Annotated in this window: 15 protein-coding genes and 1 pseudogene; 9 read left to right on the plus strand and 7 right to left on the minus strand. The window is 68.7% G+C overall.

Translation table 11 applies throughout. The features are described 5' to 3' along the window. Positions 1–149: 149 nt before the first annotated feature. Both ABZ928_RS52160 and ABZ928_RS52165 read right to left on the minus strand, forming a co-directional pair. Positions 150–1,217, minus strand: a complete 1,068-nt coding sequence (locus ABZ928_RS52160) for a hypothetical protein (protein ID WP_361536685.1) — start codon at positions 1,215–1,217, stop codon at positions 150–152. A 67-nt stretch (positions 1,218–1,284) separates the two neighbouring features. Next, on the minus strand, positions 1,285–1,833 hold the full coding sequence (locus ABZ928_RS52165; protein WP_361536687.1) for a hypothetical protein: 549 nt from the start codon (positions 1,831–1,833) through the stop codon (positions 1,285–1,287). Positions 1,834–2,314: 481 nt separating this feature from the next. On the opposite strand from ABZ928_RS52165, the gene ABZ928_RS52170 reads away from it, so the two are divergent. Next, complete coding sequence (locus ABZ928_RS52170; RefSeq protein WP_361536689.1) at positions 2,315–2,827, plus strand: ATP-binding protein; 513 nt, start codon at positions 2,315–2,317, stop codon at positions 2,825–2,827. 77 nt (positions 2,828–2,904) lie between these two features. Here ABZ928_RS52170 and ABZ928_RS52175 read toward each other — a convergent pair whose 3' ends face one another. Further along, entirely contained in the window at positions 2,905–3,087 is a 183-nt protein-coding gene (locus tag ABZ928_RS52175) for a hypothetical protein (RefSeq protein WP_361536691.1), read from the minus strand. A gap of 242 nt (positions 3,088–3,329) precedes the next feature. On the opposite strand from ABZ928_RS52175, the gene ABZ928_RS52180 reads away from it, so the two are divergent. From ABZ928_RS52180 to ABZ928_RS52200, 5 genes are all read left to right on the plus strand, one after another. After that, complete coding sequence (locus ABZ928_RS52180) at positions 3,330–4,520, plus strand: pentapeptide repeat-containing protein (RefSeq protein WP_361536693.1); 1,191 nt, start codon at positions 3,330–3,332, stop codon at positions 4,518–4,520. 70 nt (positions 4,521–4,590) lie between these two features. Beyond that, positions 4,591–5,409 (plus strand): hypothetical protein, encoded by an 819-nt coding sequence (locus tag ABZ928_RS52185; RefSeq protein WP_361536695.1) that lies wholly within the window; start codon positions 4,591–4,593, stop codon positions 5,407–5,409. A 133-nt stretch (positions 5,410–5,542) separates the two neighbouring features. Next, complete coding sequence (locus ABZ928_RS52190; protein ID WP_361536697.1) at positions 5,543–6,490, plus strand: hypothetical protein; 948 nt, start codon at positions 5,543–5,545, stop codon at positions 6,488–6,490. A 327-nt stretch (positions 6,491–6,817) separates the two neighbouring features. Further along, positions 6,818–7,816 (plus strand): hypothetical protein, encoded by a 999-nt coding sequence (locus ABZ928_RS52195; RefSeq protein ID WP_361536699.1) that lies wholly within the window; start codon positions 6,818–6,820, stop codon positions 7,814–7,816. Positions 7,817–7,928: 112 nt separating this feature from the next. Next, positions 7,929–8,522, plus strand: coding sequence for a hypothetical protein (locus ABZ928_RS52200; protein ID WP_269664380.1), 594 nt, complete (start codon positions 7,929–7,931; stop codon positions 8,520–8,522). Here ABZ928_RS52200 and ABZ928_RS52205 read toward each other — a convergent pair. Then, on the minus strand, positions 8,519–8,875 hold the full coding sequence (locus ABZ928_RS52205; protein ID WP_361536701.1) for a hypothetical protein: 357 nt from the start codon (positions 8,873–8,875) through the stop codon (positions 8,519–8,521). The genes ABZ928_RS52200 and ABZ928_RS52205 overlap by 4 nt on opposite strands. 449 nt (positions 8,876–9,324) lie before the next feature. On the opposite strand from ABZ928_RS52205, the gene ABZ928_RS52210 reads away from it, so the two are divergent. Continuing rightward, a complete protein-coding gene (locus ABZ928_RS52210) occupies positions 9,325–10,284 on the plus strand; it encodes a hypothetical protein (protein WP_361536703.1) in 960 nt (319 codons plus the stop codon). Between the two features lie 300 nt (positions 10,285–10,584). Here the strand turns inward: ABZ928_RS52210 and ABZ928_RS52215 are convergent, their stop codons facing one another. From ABZ928_RS52215 to ABZ928_RS52225, 3 genes and pseudogenes are all read right to left on the minus strand, one after another. Then, positions 10,585–11,436: an IS5 family transposase gene (locus ABZ928_RS52215; protein ID WP_361536705.1), complete on the minus strand. Its 852-nt coding sequence runs from the start codon at positions 11,434–11,436 to the stop codon at positions 10,585–10,587. 61 nt (positions 11,437–11,497) lie between these two features. Further along, the gene (locus ABZ928_RS52220; RefSeq protein ID WP_361536707.1) at positions 11,498–11,926 is read right to left on the minus strand and encodes a RacP protein; all 429 of its coding nucleotides are present in this window, start codon (positions 11,924–11,926) and stop codon (positions 11,498–11,500) included. Between the two features lie 3 nt (positions 11,927–11,929). Further along, a pseudogene (locus tag ABZ928_RS52225) lies at positions 11,930–12,274 on the minus strand (DUF6192 family protein); the annotation flags it as partial. 86 nt (positions 12,275–12,360) lie between these two features. On the opposite strand from ABZ928_RS52225, the gene ABZ928_RS52230 reads away from it, so the two are divergent. Then, positions 12,361–13,605, plus strand: coding sequence for a site-specific integrase (locus tag ABZ928_RS52230; protein WP_361536709.1), 1,245 nt, complete (start codon positions 12,361–12,363; stop codon positions 13,603–13,605). Between the two features lie 221 nt (positions 13,606–13,826). Beyond that, entirely contained in the window at positions 13,827–16,037 is a 2,211-nt protein-coding gene (locus tag ABZ928_RS52235; RefSeq protein WP_361536711.1) for a site-specific integrase, read from the plus strand. Positions 16,038–16,058 lie beyond the last annotated feature (21 nt).

The raw sequence follows: 16,058 nt of genomic DNA on the forward strand, positions 1-16,058 counted from the left end.
CCGAGCAGCCCGCTGGAGGGCTTCCCCGTGCGTACCAGGGGGCCCTCCTCCGGAAGGCGCAGCAGACCGCACGGCACAGCGCGCTTGAACGGCGTCTGAAAAGGCTCCTTGACCAAGCTGCCGAAACTCCGGAATAGCCGCGGTCGTCCTCAGCCTCCGGGCAGGACCGTTCCGGCCGGGCGGGTCTCCTTGGGCTGCCGGGAACCGCGTCGACCGTCGCTGAGCGCGGCGATGAGCTCGGCGGGCTCGGGCTGCTGGTCCTCGCTGAGGTAGCGGATGCCGTCTCCCTCCGGCGGGGTGCCGGTGTCCTTGCCGATCGGGTGCCGACGGCTGACGGCGGTGCGCCACCCGTAGCGTTCGTCCCACACCAGGGCAGGCGCGTCGGCTTCGCGCAGCAGCACGGCCGCGGCGAGCACCTCACCCTCCAGGCGCTGTACCTGGACGTCCTGGGGGTCGGCGAGGCCGGCGCCGACCAGGACGTCGGCGACGCGCTGCAGGTAGGGCTGGACGTGGCGGGCGCGTAGTTCGGTGGCGGCGCCGGCCAGGGCGGTGCGCCGTACGGCGGCCGGGTAGCCCAGGCGGATGGCTGCCTCTTCGCCGGGCAGGTCCGGTTCGGCCTGGAGCAGGTCGGCGATGCGTACCGCCCGCTGCCGGGTCAGGGCCCGTACAGCGGTGGCGTAGGCCAGGCCGAGGCGGTCCTGGACCAGAGCGACGGTGACGGCCGGATCCTCGTCGAGGAGTTCACCGACCCGGGCGGCGATCTCGTCCCGGGGCACCATGTCGCCGCTGCCCACAGGGCGGCCCTTGGGCTTGGCGCCAGCGCCCTCGTCCCTGGCGGTGCGGAAGGCCTCCACGATGCCGCGCGGGCAGTGCTCCACCTCCTTGACCTTGGTCAGGTGGGGGGCGATCTGCGGGTGCTTCTTGTAGGTGTCCCAGGTTTTCGGCGTGATGCCGAGCACGGCGGCGGCCTCGTTGCGGTCGAGGAGGTCCTGCTCGTCGTCCTCTGCGGGCAGTTCGGGCACGGGGCGGCCGGCGAGGTGGGCGGTGGTCTGCCGGCTGTCCCACAGCCTCACCCGCGCTCCCTCGGAGCTGATCGCGCGCGGGAAGTCCTCGGCGGTGTAGGGCTGCTTGTTGCGGAAGGTGCCGATACTGATGCCCATCGCCGCGGCGAGTTCCTCGCTGGTCTGGGCGTACGTGCGGCGTCCGGCGCGGATCATCGGTTGCTCCTGGTCGGATGTGCTGCACGCCGTCGCCGGCGTGCAGCACGAAGGGAAAGAGGGCGGGCTACGCGGCCCGGGCGGACTGCGTCTTACGGGTCTGGGTCCACTGGGCCTGGAGGGCTCGGACGGCGTCCAGGTAGCGGTGATCGTCGCTGCTGTTCCGTGCGTCCTGTGCCCGGGCCAGCGCTTCGATCAGGGCCGGCTCGTCGAGGAGAGACCTGTGCGGGTCGTCCACCAAATGGCAGCCGAGTTCCTCGAGCACCCGGTCGTGCCGGCGTTCGAAGGCAGTGCGGCGCCGCTGCTCGGCCTGTCGTTCGCCGGCCACGGACCTCCAGGCCAGCACGATCAGCACCGCCACCGTGGCCAGAGCCAGGCCGCCCAGGGCGAGGCCGACCGTCCCCCATGCGATGGTGACCTCTGGCAGCAGGGGCGGAGCGGGCCGTCCTGCCACGAAGGCATCGAACTTCGCCTTCACCCGGAGCACCACGAAGCAGACACCCAGCCCGCCCAGGAGCCAGGCAGCCGCGCGGAGGGGGACCTCGATGAGCGTGGAGCCGACGTCGCCGCGCGGCCGGTGTAACGCGAGGGAACGTGGTTTCAGGCGGTGGAGCATGGAAGAACTCCTCGACGGCGGTGATGACTTCGGGCCGGGTCGTCTACCACAGCACAACCAACAAAAGAAAACTACCGCACTTTCATCAGCGCGGACAACGTGGCGTCCCGTGCGGCAGCCGCACCGATAGACTCGCAGCCGACGCAGTCCGAGCGGGTCACTTCCTGAGCGGTGTGTCTTCGGTTGGCCGGCGCCCTTGCCACCCGCCTCGGCGGACTGGGCGCCGGCCGCTTTCTGCCATGCCCCGGCCCAGCACGTCGCGGAGGGCGTACGGTGGGCGCCACGGTGCGGCGCCGCCTTCCCCCCGTGGGCGGCGCCGCACCGATCCCGTTCGAAGACCATCGGTCGCGATACGCACACTGCCGGTCGGCATACGACCCGGCTCGGTCAATCCGAGGCTGCTCGGCGCCCCGGCACCCCAAGGGCCGGTGCCCGTGCTGGACTTACGGTGCGACGGCGACGGCTCACTCGGGAGGGAATCATGAACGAAGCGCCCACGACGGCACCCGATCACGTGCTGCCCACCTTCAGCGAGAACCTGGGCCACATCCTGGAGACCAACGCACTGATGTGCGTCATCACCAAGAACGGGGCACAGGGCGAGACGGTCGTGCGGGCGGCCCTCGCCCACCACGGACAGTCCGATCCCGTCGTGCTGACCACCGTCGCACCCGGCAGCCTCAGCGCGCTCCTCGACGCCTTCCATGATGCCCTTCACCTCGGCCCCCGGCCTCGACTGCGCGCCGACGCGCAGCAGGCCGTCGAGGACGAACTCGCCCGACAAGCCAGGCCCGTGCTGGTCGTGCACGAGGCACACCAGCTTCGTGCAGAGGCCCTGGAATATCTCTACTGGCTCTGGAACCACTTCCAGAAGCGGGATATCCGGCTCCCCGTCGTCCTGCTCGGACCCGAACGGCTGACCTCCGTGCTGTCGCGCCCTCGTCTCGCCAGTCTCAAGAGCTGCATCTTCATCTGGCAGCGCCTCGCCTCCTGACACGCGCACAGCGGCCGGCGTCATGACGGCTCCAGCCCGCAGCGTCTGTGGACCTGGCGCACGGCGGCGCTATCCGGCTACGCGGGCCGCTCGTCCCTGGTACGGCAGGCTGGACAGATGGGCTGGGTGTTACTGCCGTACCGCACGGTCAGCCCCTGGCACCGGACGCACGGCCCGATCTGGCTGGGGGTGCAGCCGAGCATCGCGGCGGCCGAGCCGGGATCCGTGGAGGGGTCGATACGTCTGACGGAGTCGTTCACGCATCCGAATCTAATCGGTTGATACCGGTACTCCAGCCCGCATGCCCCCGTGTCCCATGTCATCGAAGGCTGACCACTGTCACCGAAGGTTGACAGCCGCACGGCTGTGCCAGCGAAGTCTGAGCAGCTCCTCGTCACCGCGACGTGCCCCGACCTGCCCGGTGCGGCAACTGGCTCGGTTGCTTCCGCTTCTCTGGGGAAAGCCCACTCCATCCCCATCAGCGTGGATGTCTGGAACGCGTATGGAGCCACTACCCCATGAGCACCCCACCGGCGCGTCACCCTCGGCGCCTTCCTGGTCGCACTGCGCGCACGGCGCGGACCCCGCCACCGACTCCGTCGGCTGCCGCGGCATCCATGTCCCCGGCCATACCGCATGTCTCGCCCACCTTGCGGAGCCCGACCGCACCGCCTATCTGACTGGCCTGACCCCTGGCGCCGACGTCGACCATCGCGGTACTTCCTTCTCCCGAGGACTCCTTACCGCCCTACTCGACGGCGTTCGGGACCCGACCACCGGAAACCCCCACTTCGGAAAGGCTCTGTTCACCGAGGCTCGGTTCTCTGGTGCCGCATGGTTCCGTGGGGCGCAGTTCTCCGGGCTCGCCCACTTCAGCGGGGCGCACTTCCGTCGCAGAGCCGAGTTCCGCGACGCACGGTTCTCCGGCGACGCATGCTTCGGCAGGGAGGAAATCGGCCCCGCTCTGTTCAGCGGGGCGCAGTTCTCCGACCGCGCCAACTTTAGCGGGGCGCGCTTCTCCGGCAGGGCCAAGTTCGACGAGGCACAGTTTTCCAGGGACGCGTCGTTCGGCACGAACCCGTGGTCCGGCGACACCCGCGACTCTGACGGCGCGCAGTTCTCCGGCCACGCCAGCTTCGCAAGAACGCGCTTCTTCGGCCACGCCGAGTTCGGCGAGGCACAGTTCTCCTCCAGCGCCGGGTTCGGCCTGGCGGAGTTCTCCGGCCAGGCCGCGTTCGGCGGAGCACAGTTCGCCAGCGTCTGGTTCGCTGCGGCGCGGTTCTTGGAGGAGGCCTACTTCGGCAGGGCGAAGTTCTCCGGCCACGCCACATTCGCGGCGCAGTTCAACGGCGACGCCGTATTCGACTGGGCACAGTTCTCCGGCGACGTCCAATTCGGCGGAGCGCAGTTCTCCGGCATAGCCAAGTTCGACCTCGTACGGTTCGAAGGCGCGTCGTCGTTCGGGCCAGTACTGTCCGCCAGGGGGGGTCTCACTGTCCGGCACGGTGTTCACGGCGCCGGTGACGCTGGAGATAGCAGCGCCGCACGTGATCTGCGAGCGCACCCGGTGGGAATCGACGGCGACCATCCGCCTGCGTTACGCGGCAGTGGATCTCACCCACGCGGTGCTGTCCGCCCCTGTAGCCGTCACCGCTCACCCCGCCCCCTTCTCCCCCTCCGGCTCGCCGACTGACGAGAGCCTGCTGGCAGGCGCGGCTGGGGTGCGGGTGACCTCGGTGCAGGGTGTGGACGCCGCACACCTGGTGCTAACCGACACAGACCTTTCCGACTGCCTGTTCTCTGGGGCCTTCCACCTCGACCAACTCCGCCTGGGAAAGCCCGCGTTCGCCTACCCCCCGACCGGCTGGCACTACCGAGGCATCTGGCCGGCACGCTGGAGCCGTCGGCGCACCCTCGCAGAGGAACACCACTGGCGCGCCCAGACGGCCGGCCAACCCGTCCTCTCACCCGGGGATGCACGGCCACCCGGCCAGTGGCGCCCCGGCCCGCACCACCCCAACCCCGCCCTCACTCCCGACCCCGAGGACATCGCCGCCCTGTACCGGCAGCTGCGCAAAGCCTTCGAGGATGGCAAGAACGAACCCGGCGCCGCCGACTTCTACTACGGCGAGTGCGAGATGCGCCGCCACGACCACACCGGCACCCCCAAAGCCGAACGCCGGCTGCTCTGGGGCTACTGGCTGCTGTCCGGATACGGCCTGCGCGCCTCCCGCGCCGCGGGCTGGCTACTTGCCGCCATGTCCCTGACCGTGCTGCTGCTCGTGGGATTCGGCCTGCCCACCCACGACCCAGACCCCGCCACCATCGGAACCCTCCACAATGACAAGATCAGCCTGAACACCAGCACCCCCGCCCCTGCCCTTCACGGCGGCTGGGACCAGCGCATGAGCTGGAACCGCGCCGAGAAAGCCACCCGCGTCGCCGTCAACTCCGTGATCTTCCGCTCTTCCGGGCAGAACCTCACCACCACCGGCACCTACATCGAGATGGCCTCACGTCTCCTCGAACCCACCCTCCTCGCTCTCGCCGTCCTCGCCGTCCGCGGACGCATCAAACGGTGAGCGCGCGCCCGCGCAGCAGGGGCCCGGGTTGCTCAAACTTCGGTGACACTGCTCAGCCTTTGATGGCACAGGACACCCCGAGCCGGGCGCGTCCGATATGCGCACTGGTGTGGCTCGGTGGAGGCTGAGCAGCATGCAGCGCAAGAGTGGAAGGCGGCCGGGCACCTCCGGGCCTGATGTCGAAGAGGCTCTCGACGAGCTCTACACCACGCTGCCCTCCGCCTTCGTCGCCCGCCGCGAGGAGTTGGCCGCCGCGGCCCGGACCGCGGGCCGCCCCGACGATGCCCGCCGGATCCATGCCGCCCGGCGCCCCACCCTGGCAGCATGGGCGGCGAACCTGCTCCTGCGCTCCCGCCCCGAGGAGAGCCTTAAGTTCCTTCAGCTGGGGCAGGCGCTCCGCGACGCCTACAGCACCCTGGATGCGGCCGGGTTCAAGGACCTGTCCGCGCAGCGGCGGCACGTCATCACCGCGCTGTCCCGGCAGGCGGCGCAGCTGGCCCGCGAGGCCGGCTACCGGTTGTCGGACACCGTGCAGCTGGAGGTCGAGTCGACCCTGCGCGCCGTGCTCGCCGATCCGGACGCCGCCGCGCTGTTCGCCGCCGGCCGGCTGGAGACCGCGCTCACCCCGCCCTCCGACTTCCCCACCCTCACGACCGCCGCGAACGCCGCGGCCGAGGCGCCGCACAAGCCGTCGCGGCCCGAGCCTGCGCCGCCGACCACCCGGACACCGGCGAACGAGGACGTCGCGCGTCGGCGGCGCGCACACCAGCAGCGTCTTGACCAGGCCCGCGAAGCCGCGGAAGCAGCCGAGGAGCGTCTGCGGGAGCGGCGCGCGGAGCACGACGCAACGCAAGCCGCTCTGACGCAGGCACGTGACCGTCACGACCGGGCCCAGAACGAGGTAGATACCGTCGAGCAGCGGCTGCGGCGGGCACGCGAGGACCTGCAGCAGGCCGGCCAGGAACGGCGGCAGGCCGAGGAGGCGCACCAGGCGGCCGCGGCAGCGCTCGGCCAGGCCGAGCAGGAAGCCCGTGACGCCTCGGAAGATGCCGATCGTCTCGCTCAGTCCACGCCGGGATGACGTGGGTCCTGCCGGAGCCGATGCTCGCCGCGCCAACGGACCACCCTGACCTGCCGCCCGGGATGGCTGCGGAACCGAAGTTATGAGGGGACGTTAGATCTGCCCGTTTGTCCGCCAGGGTGCCGGGCGTTGTGTAACGGCTGGGGTGAGACAACAACCCCGGGACACCAGCACCCCCGGTAAACCCGTTTCAAGGCAAGGGATCTGCCTTCTATCCTGGAGTCTTCGCCTAGCGGCGGAGTCCCTTGGGAAAGCCCCATGAGTTCGGAGCCCACCGCGATGTTCCCCGTGACTGATCCGGGTCGGCACGCAAAGGGGCGCTTGAAGATGCGCACGCTGGCGCTCGGCATCTCGCGCATCTGGGAGGCCAGTGCCACGACCTCAACAACCTTGTGCCGCGACCACGGCATGGAGGTGGACACCGAACCCATCGAGATGGAGATCGGCTCGGCGCTGGCGGCCATTCGCACCCTCGACCTTGAGGTGATCCAGCGCAGCCAAGGCCACGACAATCGCGCTGAGGGTTGGCGGCGGTACGAGGCCACGCGAAACGCAGACGTTCAAGGGCGTGCGGTCCGGGGACTCACCCTCCTGCGGAACGCCGATACCCATGCTGCTGGAGTTGTCGAGGTATCACCCGAGGAGGTGTTCGGGGGAACCGCCGGATACCGCGTCTTCCCTTTCTGGAAGTTGTATGACGAGCTGCCCGAGGCCGTTCGTGCGAGCAGTGGGAACGAGGAGGCGTATCGGGAGGCGGTCGGTGGCCGGCTCGTGATCGAGACGTTGCTCGACGCCTTCGCCTTCCTCAACCGGTGCGACCCGACCCTTGCGAGCAGGGACCCGAAGACTGGCGAGCTGGAGTTCTTCCCCCTGAAGCCGTACCCCGGCCCGGTGGGCTACGAGAGGCATCACCCGGATCAGCCCGGTCGGGCCGAGATCCACCTTGAGGTGCGACGGAGGGCCGAGGCGAAGTCTCCGGCTGGCATTCGGCGGACGATTCAGTACAGCTTCCCGTCCGGGGACTCCACGGTGTACTGCGGGTACACCGACAACGGCTCCCGCGGTCAATGGGCGTTCACGGAGTCGGCTGTCCAGGTGGCGCGCGACGTCCGCAACGGCTTCCCGTACATCGTCGCCACGGCCGACGGGGCACACCGCCGCGTCTCCGCAGGTCCCGACGGGCGGCTCTTCGCGGGCAGTACCGGCCTCGACGCTCTAGCGTTTCCCGCTTCGTCGGTGGATCCAGCCCCCGAGGTGTGGGAAGGCTGGTGGAAGTGGGCCAGCGAGGATGCGTTCCACTACAGGGACCAGCGCCATCTAGGTTGAGCAGTAGCGGAGTTGGTGCCCCGGGGCGCCGTTCCCGCCGGCCAGGGACTCGCGCATCCGCTGGGTCGGAACCCGGTGCATGCGCCCCGGTACTCCGGCCTAGTGTTCACTCGTGAGCCGGAAGAAAAGCGCAAAATACGCTGCCAACGCCTTCAAGAACGAGATCGACCGCATCCTTGAGTTCACCCGGGAGGCCGAGGACGCGAAGCTCACGGACCAGGCGATGACCTGGACGTACGAGCTTGCGTTGGTCAAGACCGCCGTCGCCTTCGAGCACCTGATGCTTGAGTGCATCGTCTGCGCGGTGAACAACGACACCGGGACGATCTCCGCACAGACCGGGATCAACTTCCCCAAGCACCTCACCGACGAGGTGTGCGAGTACCTCGTGACGGGCGGCGGGTACTTCGACTTCAAGGGGCGCGACGGCCTGATCAAGGTCCTCAAGCAGTTCATGCCGCCCGACCACTACCTGACCGTGGCGGTAAAGGACACGAAGTTCAGGGATGCGCTTGACCAGCTCGTGGCCCTGCGGAACTTCGCGGCTCACGAGAGCCCGGCGAGCAAGAAGAAGGTGCTCGAAGCCCTCAAGATCCAGAAGATCGGCAGCGCTGGAGCCTGGGTGAAGCGACAGGACCGTTTCCCGAAGCTTGCCGGGCGGCTGACTGATCTGGCGGACGCGATCAGCGACGCCGCGCCGTACTAGCCCTTCGGGCGAAGTCGCCGGACCCCGATGCTCACCTGCAACTCCCGTTCGAGCTCTTCGTTCCGAACGGTGAGCTGGCGGACGTTCTCGGCGTAGATCTGCACGAGCTTGCGGAGTTCGGTGTTCTCTTGTCGGACCCGGTGCAGGGCCTGGCGCACTGGCTCCTCCGCGTCGTCGGGGGAGCCGGCGGCGGGCTCGTCCTGCGGCCGTGCGGCGCGGGGCCGGAAGTGGTCCGTGATCAGGGATCGGTAGTGCCGGTAGAACGTTGCGTGTCGGATGCCCAGGCGGCGTTCGACCTCGGTGACTGTGGGCGTGTGGCCGGTGCGGGCCGCGTCGGCAAGCACGGCGTCCATGACCGTCCGAACCTCGGCAGGTCCCGCCGGGTGAAGAACACCCGCCATCCCGAGATCGACATGGCATCGGACTCTATCGATGGACATGTTCACAACCGCATAAGTACCTGTGTCTGAACCTCTGAGGCGTGTCCGCCCAGGTCAGAAATCGAACGGCGCTGTGCTCAGGAGCTGATGGCAAGCCGGATCGGGATGCTGAGGAGGAGCTGGTCGGCCTCGACGGCGGGCCAGAAGCGGCTGGGCCTGCGCACCCGGCTGTACTCGGCTCGGGGGCCGCGTGCGCGGCAGCAGTCGTCCTTGTCCCGTGCACCGATCGGTGGAACTCCGATGGCATCCGGAGCAGTCGCGCCGTCCGTGCAGCGCCTGGCGGCCAGGCTGATGGGACCTGCCCGTCATTTCTGGAAGAGGAGACTTCTGTGCCTGGCTGTCGTAGCCGTCTGATCTGGCCCGTGCTCGCTGTCCTGCCGCTGAGCTCGCTCGCGGTGCCCGCTTTCGCCGAGTCCAGCGCCGCCTTGGCCATTCCGATCGACTGTACGCGGACGGCCACCTCTCCGGTGGTGACGTACACCTGCTCCACGCTCCACTCCAACTGGACGCTGACCGGCGGCAACACCAAGGTCACCATCACGGGGGGTCCTGGGGAGGCCGGCATCCAGAACGGGGTCACGCTCTCCTATCAGGGCACCGGCACATTCGACCTGTCCGTCCAGGGAGGCGGCCCCCAGGGGGCGGGCGGCCAGTCCGGGGGCGTAGGCAATGACGGGACTGTGAAGGTCGGCGCCGCCGCAGGTCACACCACTATCACCTTGACCGCCGGCAGGGTCGGTACAACCCAGAGCGCGAGGCCAGCCAACCGGGGCGTGGTCAGCGCCGCGAACGCGGACACGTCCGTGAAGGCCACCGGCGCGGCCGGTACTGTGGCTGGAGCCGTCATGGACCCGAGTCCCGGCAACACCGGCAGCATCACGGCGACCACTGTCACCCTCATCGGCGGGGCGGGAGGCAGCTGGCCGTCGGCCTCGTCCGGCCCAGGCCAGGTCGGCGGCGCGGGCGCCGCCGGCAACACGGGCAGTGTCACCGCCACCACCGTCACCACCACCGGCGGCGACGGTGGAGGGGGCCAGGCGGTCCAGATCGTCGGCCCGGGCGGAAACGGCGGCGCCGGCGGCGCCGGGACCTCGGGCGGCCGCATCACCGCGCCGACCATCATCGCCAAGGGTGGCACGGGCGGCGCCGGTGGCGCAGGCGGGCTGAACGCGGTCGGCAGCGGCAACGGAGGCAACGGAGGCAACGGCGTCTGCCAGACCACCTTGTCCTCCACCCCACAAGCCAGCGGCGGCGCCGGCGGTCCGGGCGGCCCGGGCGTCGTGCCGGGACAGCCGGGAGCCAACGGCAAGCCCTTCTGCTGACCCAATCCCCGCACGCGGCCAGGCAGTGGCCCCACCGGCCCCGCGCTCCACGTGCACACCCTGGAGCGCGGGGCCGCATCGCTCAGTGGCTGCGCTCAATCATCCGACCGGTGCTTCCTTCGGTCAGGAATCGCACGGTCTGGCTTTGGAGCTGATGGCGAGCCGGATCGGGATGTGAGTCGGTGCTGGGAGTGCGAAGCCGCTGACAGGCTTCGGTTGCGGTGGGAGAGTGGCGCTCGGGGCCGCGGTCGGGGCCCGGTGACTGCGTGGTGGCACGGCTGACCGGCAGTGCCGGGACGATCAGTCGCGTTGAGCCTCGCGGGAGGCCGGCTGGCCGCTTCTGTGGGAGCTTCGGCGGGTGATGCGCCTGGTCATGATGGTGATCGCGGCCCAGGTGATGAGCGATTCCGAGTGCTGGATGAGCCGTTCGTAGTCGCGTGCGTGTCGGCGGGCGTGCATGATCCAGGCGTGTGAGCGTTCGACAACCCAGCGTCGGGGGAGAACGACGAATCCGGAGGCGTCCTTCGGGCGGCTGACGGTCTTGATCGTCAGGTTCAGGTAGGTCTTGGCCCAGGTCACGAGCTGTCCGGCGTAGGCGGAGTCGGCCCAGACGATGGTGATTTCGGGGTGCATGAGCCGCAACCGGAACAGGACTTCCTTCGCGGCCTCACGGTCGGTCATGTCAGCCGGAGTGACCATGACAAACAGCGGCAGGCCCTTGGTGTCGACGACCAGGTGGCGCTTTCGGCCGTTGATCTTCTTGGCGCCGTCGTAGCCGCGTGAGTCCTTCCCGACAGTCTCCGCGGCCTTGACGGACTGGGAGTCGATCACGGTGGCGACCGCGCCGGGCGCCCGGCCCATCTCGCGGCGGATGCGTTTGCGGAGCTGGTCACGGATCTGCCCGACGGTGCCAGCCGCTGCCCAGCGGGCCATGAAGCCGTAGCAGGTCCGCCAGGGCGGGAAGTCGCTGGGCAGGGCCCGCCACTTGCAGCCGGTGTCGACGACGTAGCGGATCGCGTCGACGATCTCGCGCCGCGGATGTGCCTCTGGACGTCCCCCCTTGGGAGTCTCGCAGGCCGGGACCGGAAGCAAGGGCTCGATGAGCGCCCATTCGTCGTCGAAGGTGTCGGACGGATAGCAGCGGAGCCGCAACGTGCACCTCCCCTCGCGGAACAGGGTTGGGGACGACCGCGAAGCGGCCGTCCCCAACCGATCAGGCATCGATGAAGTCGGCGATGATGTCGAGCGTCGACTCGACCGAGCCGAGCTGTGTGTTGAGGTGCTTGATCCAGCGCCCTTTCGGTTGCAGGACCGCGTGCGGGCCGACGACGGCGGTGATGAAACGGCGGATCTCGGTGAGTTTCTCCCTCACGATCGCGATCTCGTAGGCCTGGAGTTCCGTCGTGTCGGTGCAGAAGCGGTAACCGTCCTTCCTCGTCCAGATCAGTGGCGGCCAGCCGCGTTCGGCGATGATGTCGCGCAGACAGGCCAGGCCCGCGCGGGCCTGGCTCGGTGTCAGCTCGCTGGAGCGGATGAGCTGGACAAAGGTCAGCCCGGCCGGCCGGGCCTCGAAGAGCACGAACCGGACCGTGTCGGCATGCCGCTGGGACGCTGCCAATCTGCGCTCGGAAGCGCGCGGCACTGCCTATTCGCCTTGCAGGAGGCGGGCCAGTTCGCCGTCGACGTCGACCCTCCCGGTGTCCACGGCCGTTTCGATCCAGTCGAGCGTGGCGCGGACGCGGGCGACGTTCTCGTGGATGATGACGCGTTCGTCATCACCGAGCTGACGATCGCGCAGGCCCGGGACGATGCGGCCGGACGCTGCGACGAACGCGTGGCAGGCGGTGACCAGGTCCAGGAACTCCACCGACCGGTCGATCGCGCGAATCGCCGGGGCGACGGGGCTGGTGCGCTCGAAGTCCTCGCGGGCCTGCTGGCCGCGTTCGACCTGGGCGCGGTTGACCTGGTGGCGTGCGGTGTCTCTGTTGACCGGACTACCAGGCGACACGCCGGGGCATCGGGTGTGTCGAGCAGGGGCTGACCGGTAGACCTCACGCAGTACAGGAGGAGGTCTGTGTGGGGTCGTTGGATGAGGTCGAGCGGGATCTCGGTTCAATCCGTCTGTCGCGGTGGGGCAAGGTGGTCCCGTCGGACGGCGTGGTGCCATGGCTCGTGGTGGATCCCGACGGAGTGCCGGTCGAGCCCGTACGACGGTTCCTGCGGGACTTCGTCGCCCGCAACCGGCCAGGCTCGGTTCGCAGTTACGCGTACGCGCTGCTGCGGTGGTGGCGGTGGCTGCGCGTCGTCCAGGTGGAGTGGGACCGGGCCACCTCGGCGGAAGTCCGCGATCTGGTGCTGTGGCTGCTGCGCACGACGAAGCCGCGGAACTCGCCGCGCACGAAGTCGGCGGCCACGGCGGGCACGGTCAACCCGATCACCCGCAAGCAGAACCCGGGAGACCAGTACCAGCCCCGGACGATCCGGCACAGCAACGCGGTCATCCGCGGCTTCTACGAGTTCTGGATCGAGATCGGTCAAGGTCCGCTGGTCAACCCTGTCCCGCTCGACCGCAGAGGCAGCCGGCCGCACGCCCACCACAACCCAATGGACCCCTTCCGGCCCGAGGGGCGAATCCGCTACAACCCCAAGATTCCCAAGAGCAGGCCCCGCGAGATCCCCGACGAACACTGGAACGACGTCTTCGCCGCCCTACGCTCTAATCGCGACCGCGCGATCCTTTCCCTGGACATCAGCAACGCCGCCCGCGCCAGCGAGGTCCTCGCCATCCGCGGCGTCGACCTGGACTGGGGAGACCAGCTGGTACGGGTTAGCCGCAAGGGCAGCGACGACGCGCAGTGGCTGCCAGCCAGCCCGGACGCCTTCGTCTGGCTCCGCCTCTATCTGACCGAGCTCAGCCATCTCGACCCGAACGAACCTATCTGGTGGACCACACGACGACGCGACCGCGGAGAAGGACTGCATCGCCAACCGCTCAACTATGAGGCCCTGCGCGCCGTCTTCCGCCGCTTCAACGCGGTGCTCGGCACCAACTACACGATGCACGACCTCAGGCACACCGCCGCTCTGCGCATGAGCCGGGACAAGAACCTTAGCCTGCTTGATGTGCAGACCATCCTCGGCCACGCGCACCTGAGCACCACCGCGGACACGTACCTCTTGGAAGACGAGGCACAAGTGATCCGTCGCGTCGCCCAGCACCTAGCCGAGCGTGAACTCCGGGCTCAGCAGGCCCCGCCACCGGTCGCCGTGGGCTACGAGGCCGCCGACCTGGCCGTGCTGCTCGGAGGGCTTCCGCGATGACCGCAACCGCCGACCAACAAGCGGATTCCGTCCCTTCACCGCGAGACATCCCCGACCACCAGCGGATGCTTGCTGCCGACCGCGGCCCGTTCGATGCTCTCTCGGCCGAGGGCGTTCTGGAGCTGCTGCCGTCCCTGGCGACCTTTCCGCCGGCGACGGGCAGGCGCAGCAGGAGCAAGCGTGCGGATCGGACACGCGGGGCCGCCCGAATCCTGGACTGGTTGCTGACCTTCCCCGGGGACGGCTGGCAGGAACGGTGGCTCGTCTCCGGCGTTGACAGCGGTCTGGACTGGGACTGGATCGACCTCGTCACGGCCAAATACGGGTCCGCCGAAGCGCCCCGACGGGCAGTGACAACGGACGGTCTGGGCTGCCTGCTCCTGGCCAGGGTGGTACGACCGAGCTACGAATTCCTGCAGAGCTACCGGACCTCGGGGCTCTATCGCCACGCCAAGCAGGAGTTCGGCAACGAGCTGTTCGCCAAGGTCCGACAGGCCGGCGTCGCCCGGGGAATGGTCCCCAGCCATCTGAGCACGGCCGAGAACTGCCTCGTGAAGGTCGCCTTCCGGACCGGGCGCGATCTCGACCGGCTCACCGTCGAAGACCTGATTGCCTACCACGAGTGGAGCAGGAGAACCCTCGCCAAGGCACCCGCAGGGCTTCACGCGGCCTGGGATCTGATGCGCGACGCCGGTCTGCTGTCCGCGACATTGCCCTTACGCCGGACCGTGGCACGCGGACAGCTGTCCACGGCGGAGATGGTGGACCGGTACGGCATCCAGTGCCGACCGGTGCGCGATGTGCTGGTCCGCTACCTGGAGGAACGGCGCTCGAGCCTCGACTACACCTCACTCCAGCACCTGGCGAGCCGACTGGTGGGCGCCTTCTGGGCCGACATCCAGAAACACCACCCCGGCATCGACACCCTGGACCTACCCACGGAGGTCGCCGAGGCTTGGAAGGAACGGACCAGATTCATCACCCGGGACGGCAAGGACCCCATTCCCCGCCAGACCCGGACCGCTGTGCTCACCGGAGTCCGTGCCTTCTACCTGGACATCCAGCAGTGGGCTCTGGAGGACCCGAGCTGGGCAGTCTGGGCTGTCCCCAGCCCCGTCCGCAAGGCCGACACCGGCGGGTTCACCAAGGTCAAAAAGAAGGTCCGGGCCAAAATGCACCAACGGGTGCGCGAACGGCTGCCCCGGCTCCCCGAGCTGGTGGACACCACCGAAGCCCATCACAGTACGCAGAAGAGACTGCTGGCCGCCGCCCAGGCCATCATCGTCGGAGAGGTCTTCGACCACGAAGGCCGGCGCTATCGGCGCATCAGCCGCCGGGAGGACCGAACCAAGACGCGCTTCCAGTACCGGCCGGAGATGGTGCTGATCGAAGACACGGCCACGGCCGAGCAGTTTGACGTCACCCGCGACGAGGACGAGGGGTTCTGGGCCTGGGCCATCATCGAGACGCTCCGGCACACCGGCGTACGGCTGGAGGAACTGCTGGAGATCACGCACCTCGCGCTAGTGTCCTATCAGCTCCCCGACACCGGCGAGATCGTGCCCCTGCTGCAGATCATCCCGTCGAAGGGAAACGAGGAACGGCTCCTGCTGGTCGGCCCCGAGCTCGCCAGCGTCCTCGCCACCGTGATCACCCGGCTCCGCGGAGACAACGACGGCACGATCCCTCTCGTCGCGCGCTACGACTACCACGAGCTGGTCACCGGGCCACCGCTGCCACACCTCTTCCAGCGCCGGATCAGCTGGAAACACGACGTCATCAGTACGAACACGCTCTACCAGCTGCTCAACGACACTCTGTCCAGAGCAGCCCTCACCGACCAGACAGGCGAGCCCCTGCACTTCACGCCGCACGACTTCCGAAGGATCTTCGCGACTGAGGCCGTCGCCGGCGGACTGCCCGTCCATATCGCCGCCCGTTTGCTCGGCCATACCAGTACGAGCACCACGGAGGCGTACTTGGCCGTCTTCCAGGAGGACCTGATCCGCTCCTACCGGGCCTTCCTCGACCAGCGGCGGGCGACACGGCCCGCAGAGGAATACCGCGAGCCCACGACCGACGAATGGCGCGAGTTTCAGGAACACTTCCACACCCGCAAGCTGGAACTCGGGGACTGCGCACGGCCCTACGGGACCCCGTGCCAGCATGAGCACTCGTGCTTGCGCTGCCCAATGCTGCGGATTTCCCCCAGGCAGCGGCCCCGACTGATCGAGATCATCCGTAATCTCTCCGAGCGGATCACGGAGGCGCGGATGAACGGTTGGCTCGGCGAAGTTCAAGGACTGCAGGTCAGCCTCACCAAGGCCAAAGAGAAACTCGGTGCCCTCGACCGCAGCCTGGAACGCACGCGCAGAGTTGATCAGAGCGACCCCGTCAACCTCGGTATGCCGTTGATCAACAAAAATGAGTGAGAAAAGCTGCCCGGCAGGCTC

The sequence above is a fragment of the Streptomyces sp. NPDC046909 genome (assembly GCF_040644695.1).
Classification (GTDB): domain Bacteria; phylum Actinomycetota; class Actinomycetes; order Streptomycetales; family Streptomycetaceae; genus Streptomyces.